Raw genomic sequence first — 22031 nt, forward strand, 5'->3', positions numbered from 1 at the left:
TCTAACTGATCATCATTAGTTAGAAGGTTAGCCCATGTCGGTGGATTTCCGGTACGGGTGCCGTTGACGAACGCGTCACCAGCCGCGAACGAGGGCCTTGCGGGGGCGGTGACCAGCGAGGGCGACCGGGCCGGCGCTGCTGTTGGCCGTCAAGAAACCATCGGTTCCAGGCACCGGTGAGAGATCCGAGTGCGATGTGACCGCTCGTCGGGCACCTGGCCTGCCCATGGTCCTGAAACCAGCGCGACTGCCGGACAACCTCGCGCCCCGAGCGGGCGGGGCCGCCAAAGCGGCCCATCTCCAGCAAACGTTCTTTTGCCCGGCCCCGGCAGTGCCTGTCGTTCCAGGTGACGCCGGTACCTGCTTCAGCCGTCGGCGCCCGCATACCGTGGGGCATGGAGGACCGCACCGAGATCAAGGAGTTCCTGGCCTCCCGCCGCACGAGCAGCGCCCTGCTTAAGATGCCCGGGCATGTTCTGCGATCCGCCGAAACCCTCTTTCCGCAGGTCACGGCCCATCAGGTGCCTCAAGACCATCCATCATGTGGGCCCTCTCGGACCCGAGGTTCGGATTCGCCCGCGGAGATCGGACAGCCCTGGGTTCAGCCTGAAGAACCTTAGGTTCGCTCGAACTCCGGGGCTTCCGGGACGGTCGGTCAGGTGATGTCACGCCGGAAGGCCGCGCGGTAATCCCTCGGGCGCCGTCCGGTGTGCCGGGCGAACAGGGCGGCGAAGGTTCCGGCGTCCCTGTAGCCGACGGCCGCGGAGATCGCGGCGACGGTCCGGTCCGTGGTCTCCAGCAGATGGCGAGCGCGACGGACGCGCGAGGACTGGAGGTAGTCCAGAGGGCTGCGGCCGGTCTCGTCCGCGAAGCGCCTCAGCAGCGTCCGGGTGCTGACGCTGAAGGCGTCGGCCAGCCCGGCCAGGTCGTACCGGGCGGCGAGATTCTGGTCGAGCCACCGCATGACCCTGCGAGAGAAGTCGTTTCCCGGCTGCGGGAGAAGGCGCGCGTCGACGTACGGGGTCTGGGACGAGCGCGCGTCGTCGATCAACGCGACCCGCGCGGTCGCCCGCGCCACGCGGGCACCGCTGTGCCGGCCGATCAGTTCCAGCGCGAAGTCGTACATGGCGCTGAAGGCCGCCGTGGTCGTCACCCCTGCGTCGGTCACGACCAGGTGCTCGGGGCGGACATCGGCTTCCGGACAGCGTCGCGCCAACTCGTCCGCGAAGAGCCAGGCGGTCGTGACCCGCCGCCGGTCGAGCAGCCCTGCCTCGGCGAGCAGGAACGCGCCGACGCAGATCGAGACGACGGCCGAGCCCGTCGCCGCGTGCGCACGGATCACCGCGATCTCGGGTGCGAGGGCCGCGAGCTCGGCGGCCACGTCGAGTCCGGGCACGAGCTCGAATCCCGGCACGACCAGCACGTCGACCTCGCGCGGTGGAGCGACGGCCAGCACCGTACCGCCCGACGCCGTGACGCGCCGCCGGGGCGAGACGACCGATACCTCGTAGCCGGCGCCGTCCGGTCCGGATACGTGCGCGGCCATCGTCAGAAGATCGGGCACACCGAACACTTCGGAGGCGAAACAACCCGGATAGGCCAGGATCCCGACCCTCAACGCGCTCACGCTCACGTTGGCGAAATTACCCCGGAATATGGCGATCGGGCCTGTCGCCGTGCGCGAGCCCCCCGGGCCACTCTGGTCGCATGGACACCGCCGACGAGCACCTCGACGACCCGATGACCGATTTCGCCTGCCGCCGGGTGGAGGTGGACGGGGCGGTGAAGACGGTTCGCGTCGCCGGCTCCGGACCCGCCGTCATCCTGATGCCGGAGATGCCCGGGATCAGCCCCGACGTCCTTCGGCTGGCCCGGTGGATACAGGCCGCGGGCTTCACCGTCCACGTTCCCTCGCTCTTCGGGACCGACGGCGCCTACCCCACGGCCGAGGAGGGCCAGAAGGTCATCCGCCGGGCCTGCGTCAGCGCGGAGTTCCGGGCATTCGCCGGCGGCGGAACCAGTCCCGTCACAGCCTGGCTGCGCGGGCTCGCGCGCAAGGCCCACGCCGAATGCGGCGGCCCCGGAGTCGGCGCGATCGGGCTGTGCTTCACCGGCAACTTCGCCCTGACGATGGCGCTCGAACCGGCCGTCATCGCCCCGGTGGTCAACCACCCGTCCCTGCCCCTGGACGACCCCGCCGGCCTTGAGATCAGCGACGAGGACGCACAAGCGCTCCAAGAACGCATCGCACGGGACGGACTGTCGGTCCTGGCCTACCGTTTCGAGGGCGACCGCTGGTGCACCCGGCAGCGCTTCGACGCCTACCGGGCACTCCTCGGAGACGCCTTCGACGCACGAGTCCTTCCCGACAGCGCCGCCAACACCGATCCGCCCCCGTTCTTCCGTGAAGTGGTCAGGACCCCGCACAGCGTCGTCACCGCTCACCTGGTGGACCAGGACGGACATCCCACCCTGGAAGCCCGAGACCAGATCCTCGCCTTCCTGCGCGAACGCCTGCACCCATGATCGCCTCGCCGACGCCATCGATCCGCTCAGCGGACCGCGACGACCGGCGCCGCCGCCGAGCACGCCTCCGCCTTTCGGCGCAGACCATGAAGATGTCGATACGGCCGAGACACAACCGCCGCATGCCGCGCTCTGGAGCGAACTTCCGCGACGCCTCATCCGCATCCTGTGCACGTTGAGCCGTCAAAACGGACATCTGGAACGCCGCAGGGCCTTCGCGGGAGACGCTCGTCTCGCGCGAAGGCCCTGGTCAGGTGCGGAGGATCGGGGATTTGAACCCCGGATGGGCGGTAAACCCAAACCGCATTAGCAATGCCAAACCTCGCGTGTTTTGGAGTGGTCTGCCGTCCTGTGGATTCTTATTTTCGCAGGTAGGAAGCCCATCGAGTGCGCTGCCATCCCGCATGATTGTCCGCAGTTCGTGCTCACCGCGTGCTCGCCAATACACCTCCCGGAAATGTGGCCTGGTCGCTTCTTTTGTGTACGTAGCGTTACGGGCCGCGCTGCTTGATCGGAGCGGGCAATAAAGTTACGGAAGTCCGCAGTGCAGGCCATGACCCGGTCGCGGTCACCGGCGACTTTGCCGATGTCGGTACCGCCGATCTCCCAGCGTGCCGCTGCACTGCCGCGTGGAGGGCGGCAGAGACGCTGCGATGTCCGGCTGGCGCAGAGTGCTGATCGCCAGGTTGCGCAGGGTGGCCATGTTGGCCGGGCTGTGGCCGGTGCGGAACTTGAGGCATCCTCGGCGAAGGTGGTGTCCCGGAAGGCGCAAGGCCTCGATTGTCCTCTGTGGCCTAGCCAAATGCCCTAGGACGCGCGGGAGACCCGGCGGCGGCCCCGACCAGCGGTCGTGTGTGACCTGGCGATGAAACGCCACGCCTCTGCTGGGCGCCCGAGGTGATCAGGTCAAGAGGCATCCCTTTCGCCTCCCGCGCCCCCAACTTCCTATCCCGCGCCAGTCCTGCCTGGCTTCACTGCGCGTCCCGGTCCAGGAATCTAGCGTACGGTCTTCGGCTCCGGCCAGCTCGGCGCGGATCTTCCCCGATGGTTGGTCATCGCTCACCGACGGCCGTAGCGCCGAGGCCGTGCGCCGTGCTGCGCCCGATCTCGGCGATGTCTCCACGCTATGAGAGGAAGCCCACCCTTCTTCTGAGTGAGGTGCAGGTCCCGCGGGAGAGCTCGCTGGCACGAGACATGCGAGATCTCACTTTCTGTAACACGGATTGTACGAATAAGCAAGTATCGCCACGGTGGGCCGGCGCTCGCCCTTACCATCGATATCAGCTTGATCACCCTGTCCGGCGTCCGCGTGGCATCGGTCTATTAGGTGTTCACCGAGGTGTAGGCGATGGGGGACCGATGAAGATCACGCCGTCCTCTCGCATCCTGCGGATGCTGGGAGAGATCGAGTTCGACGAATGGCAGTGCATCGCCGAACTGGTGGACAACGCTCTGGACGACTTCTCCGAGATCGAGCGCGACGACATCCCCTGGGCGGGAGGCTTCAAGGTCTCCGTGTCGCTGCCCAGTCCCAAAGCCAAGCTCGCTGACGCGGTCGTGAAGGTCTCCGACACCGGGCGCGGCATGAGCTATGACAGGCTAGAGCAGTCGGTCCGCGCTGGCTGGTCCAGCAATGACCGCTTCGACAAGCTCGGCTTGTTCGGTATGGGCTTCAACGTCAGCACCGCCCGGTTGGGACGCCGTACCCGGGTGCTGACCACTCGGCGCGGCGATGACCGATGGATCGGCGTGGAGATCGACCTGGATCAGATCGGCGATGACTTCGAGGCCCAGGACATCGAAGAGGCGAAGGCCGACCCCAACGAGCATGGGACCCGCATCGAGATCAGTGGCCTGCATCCCGACCGTGCGGACTGGCTGCGCCGCAACGCCAGCAACCTGCGCGAGACTCTGGGACGCACCTACTCCTGGATCCTGGACAACAAGCCCTTCGAACTGTGGGTGCAAGGCCAGCGTGTCAAGCCTCGGCTGCATTGTCGGTGGGGCGACGATCGTGCCGTGACCTACGGGCAAGGAGGCTCCGCCGAACGGATCCCGGCCTACATCGCCATCGACGAAACCTTCGACCCCGCCGAGGCCTGTACCAACTGTGGGAACTGGCAGGTGCCGGATAAGGGCACGTGCGAGCAGTGCGGCGGCGACCGGCTCACCCTGCGCGAACGCCGCATCCATGGCTGGCTCGGTGTGCAGCGGCACCTGCACAAGCGCGAGTTCGGGATCGATTTCCTGCGCAACGGTCGCAAGATCCTCCAGTGGGACAAGCGCCTGTTCGACTGGAAGAACCCCAATGACCCGGCTACCGGCGCCGTGGACACCGAGTACCCGATCGAACTGGCGAACCAGGGCGGTCGACTTATCGGTGAGATCCACCTCGACCACGTTCCCGTCACGTACCAGAAGAATGCTTTCGAATACAGTGACCGCGGCTGGCGCGCGGCCATCGACTACCTGCGGGGTGTAGGACCCATGCAGCCCGAGAAAGCCAAACGGCTGGGTTACCCAGTCAATGACAGTCCGCTAGCCCAGCTGTATCGGGGTTACCGTCGCAACGCCGCTGGATTGCGCTGCCTGATTCCCGGCGACGGTAAGGGCCCCATCCACGACGAGACTCGCCGCTGGGCACAGCTGTTCCACCAAGGCGACGCCGACTACCAGGACGACCAACGATGGTGGGACGCCGTCGTCAACCACGAGGAACTCAGTAAGGCCGCCAAGCTCGCCAAGGCCGAGGGCGCCGCCCCGTACAAGCCCGATGAGGCGGCTGTACTAGAGGCGCTCGGTGTTGCCATTGGCGAGTCCGACACGCCTGGGGCGCCCCCCGGCGCCGTGTCCTCTGCCGACCAGACGCCGGCCAGCGCGCCGGCGCCTCCTTCCGCAAAGACTACCAAGGAGACCTTCCAGGAACGGATCGCCCGTTACCGCGCCGACTCCACTATCGTCCCCGAACTCACCCGCGACTTCGGGATCCCTCGCATCGGTGACCTGCGCGTCGAGACCCGCAGGCTGTCCACGGTCGAGCTGCGCGATACGGCGGCCCAACCCACCCCAGTGCTGCTGGTCCAAGGTCCTGGCGGCACCGGCACCGCCTTCGTCGACCCCGCCCACCAGGTCTTCGCCAAGCTGGGCGCCGACCCCACCGAACTCCTGATCGTCGAGATCGCCGCGGTGTTGAAGGTCAAGGCGGAGAGCGACCTTACCCACGCCCAGCTGATCGCGTTGCTGCGCGCGCACTGCCTGCTCGACCTCGCTCCTCGGATGGACGTGGTCTTCGCCCAAGCCCGCGAACTGCTCAGCGACGTTCGCCGGATGATGGCCCTGCGGATCGACGCGGACCCGGGTCGCGCATTTCAGTACCTGTCTCCCGACGAGCTCACCGCGACCGAGAACGAGATGATCGCCAACGGGCAGGTCACTCATACCCAGGCGCTCGGCCAAACCGGGGAGTTCTTGCTCTACGCCCCCCCGTTGTTCGTGGTCAGGCTCTTGGAGGAATGGCCCGAGACGTTCATGGATGGCCACGTGTTCGCGGGGCCCTACGCCTCGGTGTCCTCCCTCTCGGCACGCCGCCTCAGCGTCGCCAAAGTCGCCGGCTACCTCAACGACATCGCCACCCTCCTCAGTTTCACCGCCGAGCGTGGTCCCCAGCAGCTGCAGCGCACCCGGCTCAGCATCCAACTGCTGGCCGACGAACTGGTGGCCGAGGCATGACCGGCGGCTTCCTGTCCTTCCAGGCACTGCTCGACGGTGGGCCCCGGGGCCTACCTCACGCCCTGGAACGGACGCTATGGCACCTGGGCTTCGTCGACGTACGCATCGTGGACGGAGCCGGCGACGGTGGTGCTGACCTGCTCGCTGTCCGCGACCGCGAACAATGGGTCTTTCAATGCAAATGGTCGGCTAACCGGCCCGTGGACCGTCAGGGCATCGACGATCTAGAGCGGGCCCGGACCCGTTATGGCGCTGACAAGGCGGTTCTGGTCACCAACACCGGCCTCGCTAAGGCCGCGCAGGAACGCCGCGCCGCGCTCGAGGCCATCGGCATCAAGATCTCGGCGTGGGACGGCCCTACCCTGGTCGCCATTTTCGAGCGGATGCCCGAACGTGTCCCCGCGCGTTACCAGCTGCGCGACTACCAACTCGCCGCCGCCGACGCGATCTCGGCCGACCTGAAGTCCCACGGCCGAGCGCTCCTTGTCCTAGCGACCGGACTCGGCAAGACCGTCATCGGCGGCGAGGTCATCCGCCGGTACTTGACCGTCGACCCCACCGCCCAGGTCTTGGTCGTCGCGCATATGAAGGAACTGGTCCAGCAGCTCGAACGCGCTCTGTGGCGGCACTTGGACAAATCCGTCTCCACCCAGCTCGTCACGGGCGAGACCAAGGCTCCCGTCCACGACGGTGTCTTGGTCGGCACCGTCGAATCGGTCTTGGGTGTGGTCCGTGCCGGATGGCGGCCCAGCCTCGTCATGATCGACGAGACCCATCACGTTGGCGACAACGGAAGATTCGCGGACCTGCTGGATCTGTGCTGTGATGCGCACCAATTCGGTGTGACGGCTACCCCCTGGCGTGGCGACAAGTTCGATATCACCTCACGGTTTGGCCGCCCCAGTCTACGGATGGGAATCGCCGAGGGGATGGCGCAAGGACACTTGTCCGCCGTCGACTACCGTCTCTTCGTCGACAACCTTGACTGGGATATGGTTCGCAAGGCTAGTGAGTACGGTTACTCCATCAAGGAACTCAATCGTGCGTTGTTCCTGCCCCAGCGCGACGAGGAGATTGTCGAGCAGTTCCGCCAGGCGTGGCACGCTACCCCGGACCCGCGGGCCATCGTTTTCTGTCAGACCATCGAACACGCCGAGCGTGTCGCCACCTTGCTTTCGTTGTCGGATAGCACCTGGCGCCGCGCGTCATTTCTGCACAGCGGCCTGCCGCGCCAGCGCCGGCAGATCTTGCTCAACGAGTTCCGCCTCGGCCGCATTCCCATCATCACCTGTGTCGACGTCTTCAACGAAGGCGTCGATGTCCCTGATGTCAACCTGATCGCTTTCCTGCGCGTCACCCACAGCAGACGCATCTTCGTGCAGCAACTCGGACGCGGCCTGCGACTCAGCCCGGAAAAGAAGGCCCTCAAGGTGTTGGACTTCGTGACCGACATCCGGCGCGTCGCCGCCACCTTGGATCTCAAGCGCTCGCTGGAGGCCGCCGAAGCCGAGCACCTACGGCTCCGCCTGCCTTCCGGCTCCCGCGTCGAGTTCAACGACGAGACCGCTGGAACTCTGCTCGACCACTGGATCCAGGACGCCGCGAGCTTGGAAACCGCTGCGGATGAGGTCCGCCTGCAATTTCCCTCAGCCCTCTAGGAGGACCTACATGGCCATCAGCAAGGAACTTCAAGACAAGGTCGCCGCCCTATTGTTCGAACAGGCCGAGAAGGTTCACTGGCCTAGCCTCAGCCTCCAGCAGCGCACCGAGATGTACAACCAATGGGTCCAAGACCCTCAGATCGGCGGGCGCCTCACCGAGTTCATGCCTGTTGAGCAGGCCAGGGTCTGGATCAAAGACGGTCCTATGAAGGAGTTCGCCCGCGCCCGCTTCGGCATCGGCGGTTTCGCCAAGCATGTCCCCAACCCCAGCGCTGCCGTCACCGACCTGATCACCAGTGCCCTCGGAAACGACTGGGAAGCCGACATGGACACCATGGCGATCAAACCCTTGCGCTTGCGCGTCTATAGCGAAGAAGGAGAGGAAGCGATCTTCGCCTGGGTGGACGACTACAACCATTTCAAGCATCTGGTATGGGCCGCGCTCAAGGAACAGGCCGATGGTGCCTCCACTCCATGGATCCTGTGCGTCGCCGCGACCTTCGAAAAGCCCGTCCCTGAGGATGTCAAAGCGTTCCACCTGCGCGTCGGACGGCGTTGCGGCTTGCAAGTGGTTCATGTGAAAGGTGTCTGATGCCCGAGCCTCCGGCCTCACAGGCCGACTACCCCCACTGGTTCCAGATGGCATGGGTGAGCATGGACGCCCGCACACGCGACATGCTCGTCCGCCGCCACCACGACCAGACCCTTGAGGCGATCGGTCGCGCCCATTACCTCACACGGGAGCGTGCTCGCCAGGTCATCCGTGATGCCGGTCAGTGCCTGCTCGTGATCGCCAAGAGCATGGAGAAGACCTGGTGCGATCAGCTCGATGAACTGTTTCATGACACCGTCGCTGTCGCCGACCATGCCCTCACCGAGATCTTTCCCGATCCCGGCGGAGCGGCCCGGTACGCGCTGCTGCATACCCTCGGGTATCAGCACCCTCGCACCTGGGCCGGCGTCCAGCGCGCTTTCTGGACTCGCGAGCCCAAGTTGCTCGCCACACTCCTGGGCGAACTAGCCGCCAACGCTCCCTACCGTCCCGCCGAACTCCGTTTCCGTGCCACCGCTCTCGGGATCCCTGACGCGCTACCGATCGAAGAGATCGCTTCTCATGGCAGGAGCCCCCTCGTCCAAAACGACGATGGCGCATGGGTCAGACGCAACGCGCGGGGCCGCGACGTCGCTTACCTGTGGCTTGCCGAGCAGGGCGGTCCTCGCACTGCCGACGAGATCGCCGATGCGCTCGGCGGGGAAGGACGAGCCGTCCGCGAGTCACTGCGCCGAGATAGCCGCTTTCGTCTGATTCGCCCGGAGGGCACTTGGGCCCTGACTGAATGGCCGCACGATGAAACCGCCGATTACGGCACCGCTATCGACGCCGTCTTGGACGTCATCACCGAACTCGGCCCCATCTCCAAACGCCGCCTCATTCAGGAGGTCCAGCGCCGTTATCCCGTCAGCCTCTCCCGTGTCACCCAGTGCCTGATCGACGACCGCGTTGGGATCACCGCCGACGGCAGGGTTGATCTCGTCGAGCGGGGTGCCGCTCCATTAGAGGACAGTGAACCCACTCGGCCCAGTCACGTCGCGCTCGACGCCGCTGGCGGGATTCTGGGCTTCACCCTCACGATCGACGCCGATCTCCTGCGCGGCAGTGGGGTGATCATCCATCGCTGGATCACCTGGTACCTGGGCTTACGTCAGGCTCCCATGACCCGGGCCTTCGACCTGACGGAACTGATCGACCCCTTCGCCCCGGCCACGATCACCACTCCGCTCGACCCGCCTGGCAGGCTAACGATCACGCGTAACACCAGCGCCGCGCAGATATCCAGCCTTCGAGTGCACGCCACCAGCATGGGGCTGTCTCGTAACTGCCGCTTGGCGGTCGTGTTGCGCCTGCGAGAGGGGACCGCCTACTTGCGTCACGCCTGTCATGCCGAGGCTTGCCCGGTGCGGGAGCGCCTCCATCCCCCGACGGGTAGTAGGACTCCCTCCCCATGACCGTGCGGCTTGAATCTCAGGCCGGAAGAGCCTCTTCCGTTCGAGCTAGGACGACCGCCCGCGGGAGCGGAGCCGGCCACCCACATCTTCCGCGCGTGAAACTGGCGTCCCGGATACACGCGGAGCGGCCAATAAGCAAATGGCCATCCCCGAGTTCACGGTTTTTGATATTCTCGCTCCCGGGTCATAAGTGATGGTAGGTGATTAATTGGATGTGATACAACAGTGCCGACATGGAGGAAGGGTTCGTCTATTTTCCTGAATGTAAGTGCTGTGTACCGCTAAGGCGGCGGTGGACAAAATGATCGACGCTCCGATAAGGAATTCTGTGCGGCCTGCGCGGCTCTATATCGCGTGGACGGCGTCGTCGCTTTGTGCTGCCGAAGAGGATTAATACCTGGCCGCTGGAATGATCGGAACCGGTTAGGCGGGTCCACGGGAGGGTTATTCGATAAGGCCAATTATAGTCGCGGAGTGAAGGTTGAGCTTGAACACTCCCGCCTCCGAACAGTCGAGAGCGTCGATTGCGTTTCGGGTGACTCGGCTCGTCGGCTGACGTCGGCGAATCCGCGTGGGACGACACGATAATCAGCTCACTAAAAGCAGAAAGCGGCCCCCCGATTACGGCGGAGGGCCGCCCGAAAGACCGACCACCAGCAGCTATGACGACCGGAGGTCAGCCTCATGAACATGCCTTCCTCCCGGGAGGGTTGTCAAACTCCGCCGGAGCCGGCCCGCCTGCGGCGCTGGCCGCGGCGTGCGGCCCTCATCGGGACCACCGGAGCGGTAGTGGCTCTCGCCTATCTCTATCCGCCGGCGGCGGTCCCGCTCGCCCTCGGCATCCCCACCTACGAGTTCATCCACCGGCTCGTCCAGCGGCCGTCCCAGGAAGAGGGCGACGAGCGATGAGAGCGGTCTGGGCCTCGAAAACGTCACTCAACGGGTGGCCATAGCTAGGTTGAAGAGCCGAACGGTACCGCATCTCACAGACCGTTGGTTGACCCGATTCACTCGTAGATGGCCGCAGTGGTGATTTAGCTGGTTGCGTCCACAGAGGCGGTGTATGGATTTGGCCTGGTCAGAGGGCATGGTGTTGTGATGTGAAACGGCCATCGCGTGATCTTACGAATCGACCAGGCCGAAGGGGAGGAAACGCGATGGCCGTGGACAGCAGGGTGGAGGACTCCGCAGGCTGGTTGGCCGAAAAGATCGGAATCCATGAGCCCGATGTGTTGCGGTCGATGGTAAGACAACGGCTGGGGCGGACGTGGTGTGCGGGGCTGGGTACAGGACCCGCTCCGTCGGACGAGCAGGTCAACTACCGCAAAACGGCTACCGGTCCCACGGCTGGGATGCCCGTACCAGCGCTGTGGAGCTGGCCATCCCTAAGCTGCGGGCGGGGTCCTGTTTCCCCGAGTGGCCGCCTACACCGCTAGAGGGCTTCAATGGTGGGGTTACTGGGTATTTGCAGGTGGGTGCGGTTGAGGATCACGGCGGGCCGGTGCTGGATGCGTTTGAGTCGGGTGCGGATCAGGTCGGTGAGCTGATCGATGGTGTGTTCAACAAGGTTGGTGAGCGAGGCCTTCAGGTGCGCCCAGACGCCTTCGACGGGGTTGAGTTCGGGAGCGTAGGGCGGCAGGTAGAAGACGGTCAGCCAGCCGCGGGTGTCGATGTAGCGGCGCATTTTCTTGGAGCGGTGGCTGCCGAGGTTGTCCCGAACAAGGACGATCGGGCCGCCGAGCTGGGCGTGGGCGGCGTCCAGCAGCCGGATGTAGTCGCGTTCGGTGAAGCCCTTCGGCTCGTCTTTGCGGCCTCGGTAGGTCAGCGTCCGGTAGAGCAGGTGGGGACGCTCCCCGTCTTTGACGGCCGGCAGCGCGGCCACGGAGACGCGGTGGGTTCCCTTGCCGGTGACGTTCACGATCGGTGGCGGCCGCGTCTGCCCCAGGTTCGTCCTTTGGGCGGCCTCAGCCCCTGGCCGGCTTCGTCCTCGAAGACCAGCCAGGCACCTAGGTCGCCGACCTTCTGCCCACCGTCGGCCACACCTGCGCTTCCCACCGGGCGATCTCCGCCTGGTCGCGCTCGGTCGCCCGCCGGACCGGAACCTGCACCGATCAGCCCAGCCGGTGCATCAGCACGTCCACCCCGGCCACGGTGCAGGACACCGTGAACAGCTCGGCGATGACCGCAGCGATCCGGGCGAGCGTCCACCGCTGATCCTCGTGCCGACCGTAAGCAGCCGGGCCCTTGGCCAACTCGACCTGCAAGCACGCGAGCTGGTCGTCGGTCAGCCCGTACCGCATCCCGCCCGCGCCCTTGGACGCCAGGGCGGCCGTCCCGCCCGCCGTCCAGGACCGCCTCCACCGGTTCACCGACATCCGCGTCACCCGGAACGACCGCCCGATCCCCGCGTCCGACCAGCCGGCCTCGAGCAAGGAGACCGCCTCCAGCCGCAACGCCTCACGCCGCACCCGATCCACCGCGGTCAACCCACCCCCTCGCCATACCGCATCCACCAGCAGTAACCCACCAGGCGACCGGCGATAAGTATCTGGATCGCGACAACCAGTAACTCCCGCTATTGAATCTCTCCACTTGCGGTGGTGGCCGATGACCCGGTCGGCTATCGCACAGGATGAATGGGGGCTGATAGCTATCCGCTTCTGGCTCGCACTACCTTGGCTATCCGCTCGGCGGCCGGTCCTGGAGCCTCGTGCTCCCAAACCCTGATCGCGATCCAGCCCTCATCAATGAGAATCCGGTTGGTCTCGCGATCCCTGGCCTGGTTGGTCTGGATCTTCTCGCTCCAGAACTCACTGTTCTTCTTCGACGGGCGGTGGTGATCCGGGCAGCCGTGCCAGTAGCAGCCGTCGGAGAAGACCGCGACCTTGGCCGTGGCGAACACCAGGTCAGCGCGACGACGAAGCCGAGGGATCGGACGCTGGTCAACGCGGTAGCGGAGCCCAAGAGCGTGTACCGCCGATCGAAGAGCGAGCTCCGGCTTGGTGTCGCGACCGCGGTTCGCCTTCATGACGGAACGAACGGCTGGAGAGCTCGCCCAGGACTTCGTTTCCGCCGCTTCTCGCAACAGACCTTTAGCCGCCGCTAACCTCCACCCTTCCGTCAGGTTCTCGGCGCGGGTGTCCTTGTCGACCTCACCCAGGTACTTGTTCTTGGTCTTCCCCCTGTCCGACCATCTCAAGTAGCTACGGATCCGCCTGCGCTTATCGAAGAGCTTCAGTTCGACTGACGCGCACGCGGTCAGGCCATCCCCAAGGTCGACCAGGCGGCGTTCACGCCCGCCGGCAGCACGGTCCTGCTCTGCGGTACTGGCGGCTCGGTTCTGTCCAGGCCGACATTTCCACGCCTTGTCAGGAGGCGGCTTGTCCTTCCAAAGCCCAGCCTTGGTGACATGTGCTGGATCCGTCACTTGTTCTCCGCCCCGTGAAGCACGGTAGCGACGGCTTTGGCGAAGACCTCGCCGAGGGCGACCGGGACGGCGTTGCCTAGTTGACGCATCTTCTCTCCACGAGGACCCGCGAGCTTCCAATCATCGGGGAAGGTCATGACGCGTGCGGTCTCCCGCACGGACATGTAGCGATGGGTTCCGTCGTCAAGAAGCATTACCGACTCACCTCCCGGCACACCGTGGACACCGGCCTTGACCGTCTTGGCGGGACGATCGAGCTCGTTGGGCGTATGTCCAGGGTAGATCCGGGCGTTCGGCCAGCCAATATGGTCGGTGAAGCCTCCGAGGTTGCGTTCCTTGCGGTCGAGGTACTTCGGAGGGATCGGAGGGAGCGGTTTTTGCTCGTCGATACCGGCGATCGCGTCGCGTAGAGTGCGCCAGGGAAGCGTCTCGTCTGGTACGGAGAGCTCCTTGGGGATCCTCGCCATCACTCGTTCGCGCACCTCCTTCGGCACCTTCGGGTGGCGCTCCCAGTACGAACCTTCGATCATCGATCGGAAGAGAGCGTGTTCGGAATACCGGGGCTCGACCAACTCCTTGAACTTGTCGATGTCGACACTCAAATCCTCGCGGAACGCGACGACGATGATCCGGTTTCTGACCTGAGGGACACCGTAGTCCGCAGCGTTGACAGCGGTCACCAACACTCGATAGCGGCGGCCAGCCGAGGCGGTTCCCTTGTGCAGGACGCGCCGCAGGACAGCGTCATGTTCTTGCCAGGTAACGCTCTCGTCACGCTCCTCGAACGGCAAGGCGAGTTCGCGGAGGATGTAGTCGAAGTACGGCTTGAACGATGGACGTAGGAGCCCGCGGACGTTCTCGCAGATGACGGCCTTAGGCTCGATCTGTCGGATGGCGCGGAACATCTCCGGGAACATGTTCCGCTCGTCCTCATCGCCCCTGGCGACGCCACCCAGACTGAACGGCTGGCACGGAGGTCCGCCCGCCAGGACGTCCACGCGCCCCTTCAGATACTCGAAGTCGATCTTGCGAATGTCGCCCTCTCGAATCGGGCAGGGCTCCCCTGGCCCGGGAACGGGGAGGATCTGCCCCTCCTCCACGGGTACCGCCCCGTTCGCTCGAAGGGTCTCGCATGCCCGTTTGGCGAACTCGTTGAACAGCAACGGTCGAAAACCCGCGCGGTGGACGGCCATGGCCAGCCCGCCACCGCCAGCGAACAACTCGACGCCGGTTCGGTCCTGATCAACCTCTTGTCGCTGCTCAAGCATGCTGGAAGAGTACCGCGGAGTTGCCGAACATGCATGCTCATCCGAAAATATTTTCGGATGAGCATGGTCTGGGAAGGTCACTCGCAGCCAGGCGCGCTTGAAGTGGGAGGCTGTGGAGCCAGGCGTCGACACCGCGTAGGCGAAGTTTGGCCGCCCCACGCATCTTGTCTCATCTAGTGCGGCAGTGAAACGGGGGCCCTCCTTGTCCATCGGTAGTGAGCGCGAACGACAACGGCTGTCAGCGACGGTCGGTCGTCAAGGACCTCGCCAGACACCCACCTTGGGAGCGTTCCACTCCAGCCCCTATAGCCGGGTTCGGTCGCGCCGTCGGATTTGGCAGCCTTCGCCAGACCACTGGCCAGTGTCGCCCTGGCCCTTGCGCCTCCTTTGGCGAAGTTCTCTTCTCAGTTTCGGCGGCTCGCTCCAGGATCTGCGGCAGTTCCGGACCCACTGCTACCCAGGCGCGTCATGATGGGAGCGCTGAATCGAGGAATACACACAGAGTCAGTGGCTCGCTGCAGGCGACGGGCGCGGAACCGTCGCATGAACTTATCCGGTTGCTGACGCAGGCCGACGATCGGACCAAAACGCCTGGTAGTAAGCGCGGATCGAGTAATTCCTACTCGGCATCGGCCGGGCTGCCGCGCGTCACGCCACACTCGCTATCAGAACCAACGATATCTGACCAGTGCAACGAGCGTAGCGATTCGATTCGAACTGCAAGCGAGCATTAGTGAGGCCTGTCGATAAAGGAGAGCATGGGGATCCGCTACAGCCGTTCCGCCTCGATGCGGGCGAGGTCCTCCGCAGAGAGATTTCCCCCAAATAGGGCGCGGACGCGCTCTTTCGATGTTTCGGCTGAAACCAAGCTCGGTGCCGGCATGTTCGCTGGATGTGACCACCAGCGACCGGGATGGAGCTCGTCCCATGGTGGCCGCTTCCCGGTCTTTCGGCGATCGGCGCCAGGGTCGTGGTTTCCGAATCCGTCGACAACGCTATTCCACACTGGGTGATGATGCCTGATCATTACGCGTTCCGCGAGTGATACGAACGCCTCGATGGCGACTAGATGCCGTACCATAAAGTCCTCTACTTCCAGGTCGCATGCTTGCTGGATAGAGGATCTGTGGTCCTTGATTCGGTCCCACAGGGCAGTGGAGTCCGCGCTCTCGTCCGCAATTCCTTTGCGCGTGCCCTTGGGGCGTGCTTGGCCCACGTAGATGGGAACTTCGCAATTTTCCTGACTGATGGGAGCGTATAGTTCGTGTGGACCCGTATAATAAAGCGCGTAGATTCCACTGCCATACATCAGTACCACATTTCCGAGTGGTTCGGGGTCGCGTGCCAGCAGCTCCAGTTCTACGCTACGCCCCAAGTTGTCGAGATCTAGCGGATTGTATGCGGTGAATCGCCTTGCCTGCTGAAACCAACTCTTCGTCTTGCGGGGTTCTTTTGGCCGATTAGGTGTCTGCACTTGATTCCCATGAGATGTGCTGGATGGCAAGTCGGTTGGCGTGGTTCCTCTGGAAGAAAGGTCTATGTGTCGCAGATCGAGACGGAATGGAATCGCGTGCATGCGCGAGATACGCGCCGTATTCTCGCCACTTGGCTTGACTGGCGATAGGTGATATAGATCCGTTCACGGTGGGCTGCTGAGGCACTCTTCTGCGCCTATGATTCCAATGGCTGGGATACTCCCGCTGGCAAGGTGATCACAATTACAGGTGTGTTCGAAACAACTGTGGGTAGCCTATCTACGAAGATTGGTGGCGCCACTCTCTGTTCGGTCGCGTCGAAAGAAATGGTATTACGGCCGAGTGTTACCGCATCGATCGCTTAACATTCAGCGGAAGGATCTCCACGACCATGAACATGCCGGGGCCTGCCAGCTCTTCTTGGCCGTCGTGGACCTTCGCGTGGCCGGCGCCGTCGAGTTCTAGGCGCAGGTCGTCGACGGTCGCGAGGGACTCCTTGCCTCCCAGGGTGCGTTCGATGACGCCTGAGGGGATCTCGGCGGCGGGGAAGTTCGGGGACTCGCCGGTCACGGTGTTGATGGCGCTAACGGCGGACCAGGGCTGCAACGTGTCGGAGGTGATCCGCCCATCGCCGGACATCGTGATGACCCGCATGCGGTGACGGGAGAAGGGGTCCCGCGGCTTGGGGCCCTCGGCGTCGGTGGTCACGTCATCAAACGTACCGATGTTCGTGTGTGTCTGGTGCGGCCAGACCATCCAGGCCGGGCTATCGGCGGACGTAGGGCAGTTCTGGTGCGCGGTCGAGGCTGAGGACGAAGCCGTCCGGTTGACTTCTGTCGCCTGACAAGGTGAGCGTGTACCCGCTGCCGGCGCAGGTCTCCATTTTGATCTTGGTGAGCTGCTCTGCGGTGCCTCGGCGCCATAGGTAGAGGGCGTCCCCGCTGAGAGTGAGCCGCAGGGTTCCAAGGGCCTGGTCGCAGGTGAAGGCGCCCAGTTCGAGGTGCGGAGCTGGTTTGCCCTTCGGTCGGTTAGCGTGGGAGGTCGGCCTGGGCTGGGGCACCATGGTCGCTGCTCGGGAAAGGAGGTCGTTTAGGTCTCGTTCGGGGTGTTCGCGTAGTGCTCGGAGCAGCGTGGCAGCGACCCGATCGGCGGCGATCTCGGCGTTGTTGGACATGGCGATGAGTCGCAGGCCTGTCGCGTCCAGGTGGGCTGCGACTGAGAATCCCTGCTCATGGCCGTAATGGAAGGCGGCGGTCCTTCCAGAGCGGGCGTCGGCGTAGCGGCCGGGGCCTTAGAGGTAGGGCGGGTGGTCGCTGGGCTAATAGTGGAGTGCCTCTTGGCCAGGGAGACTCCGGTGTCTGCTCTGCCACTGCTGGTTGAAGGTGCGTAAGCCACCCGTCCAGGTCGGTGGCGGTGGCCCAGAGGCTTGCGGGGCCGGGCAGGGTGACGGGTGTCTGGGTGTGTTGCCAGCCGTCCGGGACGGCGCGGTACGCGGCGGCGGCTCCTGGTACGACTTCGCGGGGGTCGGTTTTGAAGCGGATGGCGTTCGTCCTGAGCTGGCCGAACAGGGCTTGTTGGGCGAGGTGGGCCACTTGGTGCCGTGGACGGTTTCGAGGACGTCGGCAAGAAGAAGGTAGTTGGTGTTGTTGTACAGGAAGGAGCCGTGGGGACGGCGCGCCGGTCCTGGGGGTAGGCGAGGTTCCGTAGGTCTTCGGCGGTGTAGTGGTCGAGGTCGCGGAAGCCGGCGAGTGAGAGCAGGGACTCGACGTCGCGGAGGCCCGATCGGTGGGTGATCAGGTCCGCGATGGTGATGTCGGTGATCTTCAACCCGGGCAGTAGCTCTGTGGCCTTCTGGTCGAGGTGTAGCGGGTTGTCGCCGTCGGCGAGCAGCACCAGGTGGGCGGTGATCTGCTTGGCGACGGATCCGACGTTGAAGGCGGTCTCCGGTCCGCTGGGCACGCCGTGCTCCACGTTTGCGAGCCCGATGGGCAGGATGGCGGGGTCCTCTCCGGGTCTGCGAACGAGCAGGGACAGGCCCTGGGCGTAGTGGAGGGCGGCGTTCATAGGGTGAGCGCCTTCCGGCGCACTGTGGCCAGGCGGCGGAGGTCCTCGTCATCGATCAGTCATGACCTCCGGCACGGTGCGGCGAAGCTGTCGCTGCTCGGCAAGGTCGACATGAAGGTGATCAGCGAGATGCTCGGTCACGCGCGCTTCTCGTTCACCGCCGACACTTACACCTCGGTTCTGCCGGAGGTGTCCACAGCAGCGGCTGAGGCGGTGGCAGCCGTCGTGCCGCGCGAGTGAACCTGGTCTTGGTCCCAAAGAGCCGGACCCGTTCCCCGACGAGTCGAACGTGATCTCGCTCTCGGATCGGCGGAGCAAGCGGGTCGAGCACACAGGGTAACGAGGCGGGACAGCGACAAGGGGCCTCTGAACAGGTCTTCCGTGACGCTTCCCTGACCTCCTGTGCACGTTTTGTGCACGCTGAGCCGTCAAACTGGACATCTGGAACGCGACAGGGCCTTCGCGGGAGACGCTCGTCTCCCGCGAAGGCCCTGATCAGGTGCGGAGGATCGGGGATTTGAACCCCGGATGGGCGGTAAACCCAAACCGCATTAGCAGTGCGGCGCCATAGACCGGACTAGGCGAATCCTCCATGTAGCCCTGAGGCTGAGCACAGGCTACCGGTCGGCGCGCGGACCAGCAAAGCGATACCCGCGCCAGGGTCCGAGCATAGTCCGAAACGGGGACGCCCGTGCGGCGTGTCAGCCGCCGAAGCGGAAGGTCGAGGTGAAGCCGCACGCCTTGCCGAGGGCCTGGCCGTGCTGCGACATCTGCGTCAGCGAGCCCGTCCCGCTCGCCGCGCTCGTGTTGCCGTTGCTCAGGTTGCGGAGGATGGCCGCGGCGTTGTCCAGGTCGCCCGCGAAGTCGTCGGCCGCCCGCGCCACGTCGCCGCCGGCCTTCTGGCCCTCGCTGCGGATGTTGCTCGCGGTGGTGGAGTACTTGGCCGCGTTCGCCGCCGCGCTCGCCGTCGGGTCGGCGGCGTTCGACGGCGCCGTGTTGGTGGACAGGTTCTTCAGCTCGGTCTTGATGTTGTCGCAGGCCGCCGACTTGCCGCCGCCGGTGACGGAGTCGAGCGGCCCGCAGGCCGCCGACGCGAGCAGCGAACCGCCGAGGGCGATGATGCCGATCAGCTTGGGGGTGGTCATGCTCATGGGGGTCTCTCTCCAGGGGGCGGAACGCGGACGAGCGTAGACCGCAGGTGTCACACCCGTCCCGAATACCGCTTTGTCGGTCGAATCGCCCCAGGGGTTCCGTGCTCCGCGTCACATCGCGCCGTGTCCGTCCCCCGATTCGCGGAGAGGTCCCCGCACCCGGTACAGTTGTCTCCAGCAGGCGCACCCGTAGCTCAATGGATAGAGCATCTGACTACGGATCAGAAGGTTAGGGGTTCGAATCCCTTCGGGTGCACAGCAGGTCAGAAGCCCCTCGCGGTCTCCGCGAGGGGCTTCTGCGTTGGCGGGGGTCCGATCGCAGGGGGTTGCGGGCGGCGGTTCAGGCTTCGGTGGGGCTGGAGGAGGGCGGCCGGCTCGTGGGGGGCGGCGGCGCCGCCGTCGGGCTCGGTGAGGTCGCTCCACCGACGGCGCTCGCGGGTGATGGAGGGGCGCCCGGTCGCCGGGTGCGGTTCTCGGCCATGGCGGGGCCGTGCTGGACGGCCCAGTCGGCGAGGGCCGACAAGGGGACGAGGAGGGTGCGGCCGAGCGGGGTCAGGCGGTACTCGACGCTCGGGGGGACGGTCGGGTGGACGTCGCGCTGGACGAGGCCGTCGGTCTCCAGGGAGCGCAGGGTGCGGGTGAGCATGCGCTGGCTGATGCCCTCGACGGCGCGGTGCAGCTCGTTGTAGCGGTGCGGGCGGGCGCCGAGGAGGGCGACCAGCAGCAGGCTCCACTTGTCGCCGAACCGCCGGAAGACGTCCCCGACGGGGCAGGCGTCGTGCTCGGCGGACGGCACCGGGCGGGGCAGGTCGTGCGCGAGCAGGGAGGGGACATCGGTGTGCGTACCGGACATGGAACTGCCTTCTTCCGTCCCCGGGGAGCCGGGTCGATGATCGGAGCCGTCCGCTTCCGATCCTAGGAGGGCATCGTGCCGGAGGACTCGAAGGCCGTCGTCATCAGCGGCGGCACGTCCGGGATGGGCCGGGCCGTCGCGCTGGCGCGGCTGGCGCGCGGGGACCGCGTCACCGTGATCGGCAGCAGCGGTGCGCGGGGGCGTGCGCTGCTGGACGAGGCGGGGGACGCGCGGCTGCGGTTCCTGCGGGCGGACCTGTCCTCGATCGCGGAGGTCGAGCGGGTCGCGGCCCGGATCGGCGAGGAGTACGGGGCGGTGGACGCACTCGGGTTGTTCGCGAACCGGATCGCGGCGAAGCGGGTGGAGACGGCGGACGGGCTGGAGTCGACGTTCGCGCTGTACTACCTGAGCCGCCACCTGCTGGGGACGCTGCTGCGGCCGCTGCTGGACGCCGCGCCCGCGCCCGTGATCGTCAACGTGGCGGGGGTGGGGACGACGGCCGGCGGGATCGTCTGGGACGATCCGCAGCTCGTGCGGCGCTACGGGCAGGTGCGGGCGCAGTTGCAGGCCGGGCGGGCGAACGATCTGCTCGGGGTGGCGTTCGCGGAGCGGGGGTACGGGAGGGCGCGCTACGTGCTCTACCACCCGGGGTTCACGCGGAGCGGGACGGACGGGCATCCGAACCCCCTCGTGCGGAGCTCGATCAAGGTGCTGGCGCGGTTCTTCGCGCGGAGCGTCGACGAGGCGGTGCGGCCGATCGTGGGATGGATCGACGAGCCGCCCGCGGCGCCCCTGGCGGCGTTCGATCGCGGCGAGCCCGTCGAGCTGTCGTTGAAGACCCTGGACCCCGGTGACGCCGCCCGCCTGGCCGACTACACGGAGGGGCTGCTGCGCGAGCGCGGGCGGTGAAGGGCTCCTCGCGCAGCGCGCCGCCGACCGTATGCCCGCGCACCGTCCCGCCGGCGCGGCACGGGTCCGTGGCGATACCCGGCACGCGTGACGCCGTCCCACGACGGGTCGCAGGACAAGGGGACGCCCTCGTCGAGGGCGCGGGCGCTGGGCCTTCCCCGCGTGCGGGCGATCCACCGGGTCGCTCGGGAGCGGGCATCGGCACCGTCCGCGCCCCGGACGGACACGGGCGCGTAGCGGGCGGTTCCGTGCCGGGCGACAAGTCCGGTTCCACGCGGGTCTGCGAGGTCGAGCAGAGCTGGCTCTGCCCGGTTCTCCAGTTCGCTGGAGCGCCGGTAGCGCCGCCTTCGCCGGCCGGTCCGTCGGCTGACCGGTGAGGGTGATCCGCCGGCCGTTCGTGGTTCTCCATGAACGGCCGGTCTTTTGATGTCGCAAGACCGATGCGGACGGTGAAAGGATCATCGCTCGTCGTGGTCGGACGGGGGCGGGGCGGGTAGGTCGGGCGTATGAGCGAGGACGACGCGACGGTCGAGGCCGTCGGGAAGGTCGGCGAGGCGCTGGAGACCGTCGAGCGGGCGCGCGGGCATCTGTACGCGTTCCACCAGCTGATGGGGACGGCGGACCTGGCGCTCGGCGAGGCCGTGGAGATGCTCGCGCAAGCTGGGCACGCCGAGCAGGCGGCGGTGCTGGACCGGGAGATCGTCGGCCGCAACGTGCTGGACGGCCGGTGGACGTTCCAGGTGGTCGAGGAGTACGACGCGACCTACTACGGGCCGTTCAAGGACCTGGAGCGGCGGGTGCGCGAGGATCTCGTCGGCGAGGGCCGGCACCCCTACGAGGCGCGGATGAAGGAGCGCCGGCGGACGCGGGGGCATCCGCGGCACACGGCGGCGCCGGGGGCGGCGGAGGACGGGTGAGCCGCCGGGGCCGCCAGGACAGAAGCGCTGTTCTTTCGCATCGG

Annotated in this window: 19 protein-coding genes, 2 tRNA genes and 1 pseudogene; 10 read left to right on the plus strand and 12 right to left on the minus strand. The window is 65.9% G+C overall.

Annotated elements, in window-relative coordinates; all coding sequences use genetic code 11:
• Window positions 1-655: 655 nt before the first annotated feature.
• On the minus strand, window positions 656-1633 hold the full coding sequence (locus tag K1Y72_RS05925; protein ID WP_308286919.1) for a GlxA family transcriptional regulator: 978 nt from the start codon (window positions 1631-1633) through the stop codon (window positions 656-658).
• 74 nt (window positions 1634-1707) lie between these two features.
• Here K1Y72_RS05925 and K1Y72_RS05930 point away from each other — a divergent pair, with 74 nt between their 5' ends.
• The 6 genes and pseudogenes from K1Y72_RS05930 to K1Y72_RS37715 form a co-directional block, all read left to right on the plus strand.
• Entirely contained in the window at window positions 1708-2526 is an 819-nt protein-coding gene (locus K1Y72_RS05930) for a dienelactone hydrolase family protein (RefSeq protein WP_258571989.1), read from the plus strand.
• Between the two features lie 1359 nt (window positions 2527-3885).
• Window positions 3886-6255 carry an ATP-binding protein gene (locus tag K1Y72_RS05935; RefSeq protein WP_220164012.1) on the plus strand — a complete coding sequence of 790 codons (2370 nt, stop codon included), beginning with the start codon at window positions 3886-3888 and terminating at the stop codon, window positions 6253-6255.
• A complete protein-coding gene (locus K1Y72_RS05940; protein ID WP_220164014.1) occupies window positions 6252-7913 on the plus strand; it encodes a DEAD/DEAH box helicase in 1662 nt (553 codons plus the stop codon). Before K1Y72_RS05935 ends, K1Y72_RS05940 begins: the two co-directional genes overlap by 4 nt.
• 10 nt (window positions 7914-7923) lie before the next feature.
• Window positions 7924-8508 (plus strand): hypothetical protein, encoded by a 585-nt coding sequence (locus tag K1Y72_RS05945; protein WP_220164016.1) that lies wholly within the window; start codon window positions 7924-7926, stop codon window positions 8506-8508.
• Window positions 8508-9923, plus strand: a complete 1416-nt coding sequence (locus tag K1Y72_RS05950; RefSeq protein WP_220164018.1) for a hypothetical protein — start codon at window positions 8508-8510, stop codon at window positions 9921-9923. Before K1Y72_RS05945 ends, K1Y72_RS05950 begins: the two co-directional genes overlap by 1 nt.
• 1157 nt (window positions 9924-11080) lie before the next feature.
• A pseudogene (locus K1Y72_RS37715) lies at window positions 11081-11343 on the plus strand (transposase); the annotation flags it as partial.
• Between the two features lie 12 nt (window positions 11344-11355).
• On the opposite strand, the gene K1Y72_RS05955 reads toward K1Y72_RS37715, so the two are convergent.
• The 8 genes from K1Y72_RS05955 to K1Y72_RS37550 all read right to left on the minus strand — a co-directional run bounded on the left by K1Y72_RS05955 (window position 11356) and on the right by K1Y72_RS37550 (window position 18088).
• Window positions 11356-11841 carry a transposase gene (locus tag K1Y72_RS05955; protein ID WP_220164021.1) on the minus strand — a complete coding sequence of 162 codons (486 nt, stop codon included), beginning with the start codon at window positions 11839-11841 and terminating at the stop codon, window positions 11356-11358.
• Between the two features lie 193 nt (window positions 11842-12034).
• Entirely contained in the window at window positions 12035-12400 is a 366-nt protein-coding gene (locus tag K1Y72_RS05960; RefSeq protein ID WP_308286940.1) for a helix-turn-helix domain-containing protein, read from the minus strand.
• 173 nt (window positions 12401-12573) lie between these two features.
• Complete coding sequence (locus tag K1Y72_RS37005) at window positions 12574-13350, minus strand: very short patch repair endonuclease (protein ID WP_308286920.1); 777 nt, start codon at window positions 13348-13350, stop codon at window positions 12574-12576.
• On the minus strand, window positions 13347-14618 hold the full coding sequence (locus K1Y72_RS05970) for a DNA cytosine methyltransferase (RefSeq protein WP_220164023.1): 1272 nt from the start codon (window positions 14616-14618) through the stop codon (window positions 13347-13349). The genes K1Y72_RS37005 and K1Y72_RS05970 overlap by 4 nt, the downstream gene beginning before the upstream one ends.
• Before the next feature lie 769 nt (window positions 14619-15387).
• Window positions 15388-16194: an Eco29kI family restriction endonuclease gene (locus K1Y72_RS37545; protein WP_220164024.1), complete on the minus strand. Its 807-nt coding sequence runs from the start codon at window positions 16192-16194 to the stop codon at window positions 15388-15390.
• 244 nt (window positions 16195-16438) lie between these two features.
• Complete coding sequence (locus K1Y72_RS05980) at window positions 16439-16801, minus strand: hypothetical protein (RefSeq protein WP_220164025.1); 363 nt, start codon at window positions 16799-16801, stop codon at window positions 16439-16441.
• 58 nt (window positions 16802-16859) lie between these two features.
• A complete protein-coding gene (locus K1Y72_RS05985; RefSeq protein ID WP_220164534.1) occupies window positions 16860-17267 on the minus strand; it encodes a hypothetical protein in 408 nt (135 codons plus the stop codon).
• Window positions 17183-18088, minus strand: coding sequence for a serine hydrolase (locus tag K1Y72_RS37550; protein ID WP_372452842.1), 906 nt, complete (start codon window positions 18086-18088; stop codon window positions 17183-17185). The genes K1Y72_RS05985 and K1Y72_RS37550 overlap by 85 nt, the downstream gene beginning before the upstream one ends.
• Here K1Y72_RS37550 and K1Y72_RS35965 point away from each other — a divergent pair.
• Entirely contained in the window at window positions 17990-18397 is a 408-nt protein-coding gene (locus K1Y72_RS35965; RefSeq protein ID WP_258571990.1) for a site-specific integrase, read from the plus strand. The genes K1Y72_RS37550 and K1Y72_RS35965 overlap by 99 nt on opposite strands.
• Before the next feature lie 262 nt (window positions 18398-18659).
• Here K1Y72_RS35965 and K1Y72_RS06000 read toward each other — a convergent pair.
• Both K1Y72_RS06000 and K1Y72_RS06005 read right to left on the minus strand, forming a co-directional pair.
• Window positions 18660-18749 (minus strand) — tRNA-Ser (locus K1Y72_RS06000).
• 109 nt (window positions 18750-18858) lie between these two features.
• Entirely contained in the window at window positions 18859-19308 is a 450-nt protein-coding gene (locus K1Y72_RS06005) for a hypothetical protein (protein ID WP_220164028.1), read from the minus strand.
• Window positions 19309-19491: 183 nt separating this feature from the next.
• On the opposite strand from K1Y72_RS06005, the gene K1Y72_RS06010 reads away from it, so the two are divergent.
• A tRNA-Arg gene (locus K1Y72_RS06010) sits at window positions 19492-19564 on the plus strand.
• 84 nt (window positions 19565-19648) lie between these two features.
• On the opposite strand, the gene K1Y72_RS06015 is transcribed toward K1Y72_RS06010, so the two are convergent.
• On the minus strand, window positions 19649-20161 hold the full coding sequence (locus K1Y72_RS06015; RefSeq protein ID WP_220164030.1) for a winged helix-turn-helix transcriptional regulator: 513 nt from the start codon (window positions 20159-20161) through the stop codon (window positions 19649-19651).
• A 75-nt stretch (window positions 20162-20236) separates the two neighbouring features.
• Between K1Y72_RS06015 and K1Y72_RS06020 the strand changes: the two genes are divergently transcribed.
• Both K1Y72_RS06020 and K1Y72_RS06025 read left to right on the plus strand, forming a co-directional pair.
• Window positions 20237-21070, plus strand: a complete 834-nt coding sequence (locus K1Y72_RS06020; protein WP_308286921.1) for an SDR family NAD(P)-dependent oxidoreductase — start codon at window positions 20237-20239, stop codon at window positions 21068-21070.
• A gap of 506 nt (window positions 21071-21576) precedes the next feature.
• A complete protein-coding gene (locus tag K1Y72_RS06025) occupies window positions 21577-21987 on the plus strand; it encodes a hypothetical protein (protein ID WP_220164032.1) in 411 nt (136 codons plus the stop codon).
• The last annotated feature ends 44 nt before the right edge of the window (window positions 21988-22031 follow it).

The organism is Actinomadura parmotrematis, from assembly GCF_019458805.1.
Classification (GTDB): domain Bacteria; phylum Actinomycetota; class Actinomycetes; order Streptosporangiales; family Streptosporangiaceae; genus Spirillospora; species Spirillospora parmotrematis.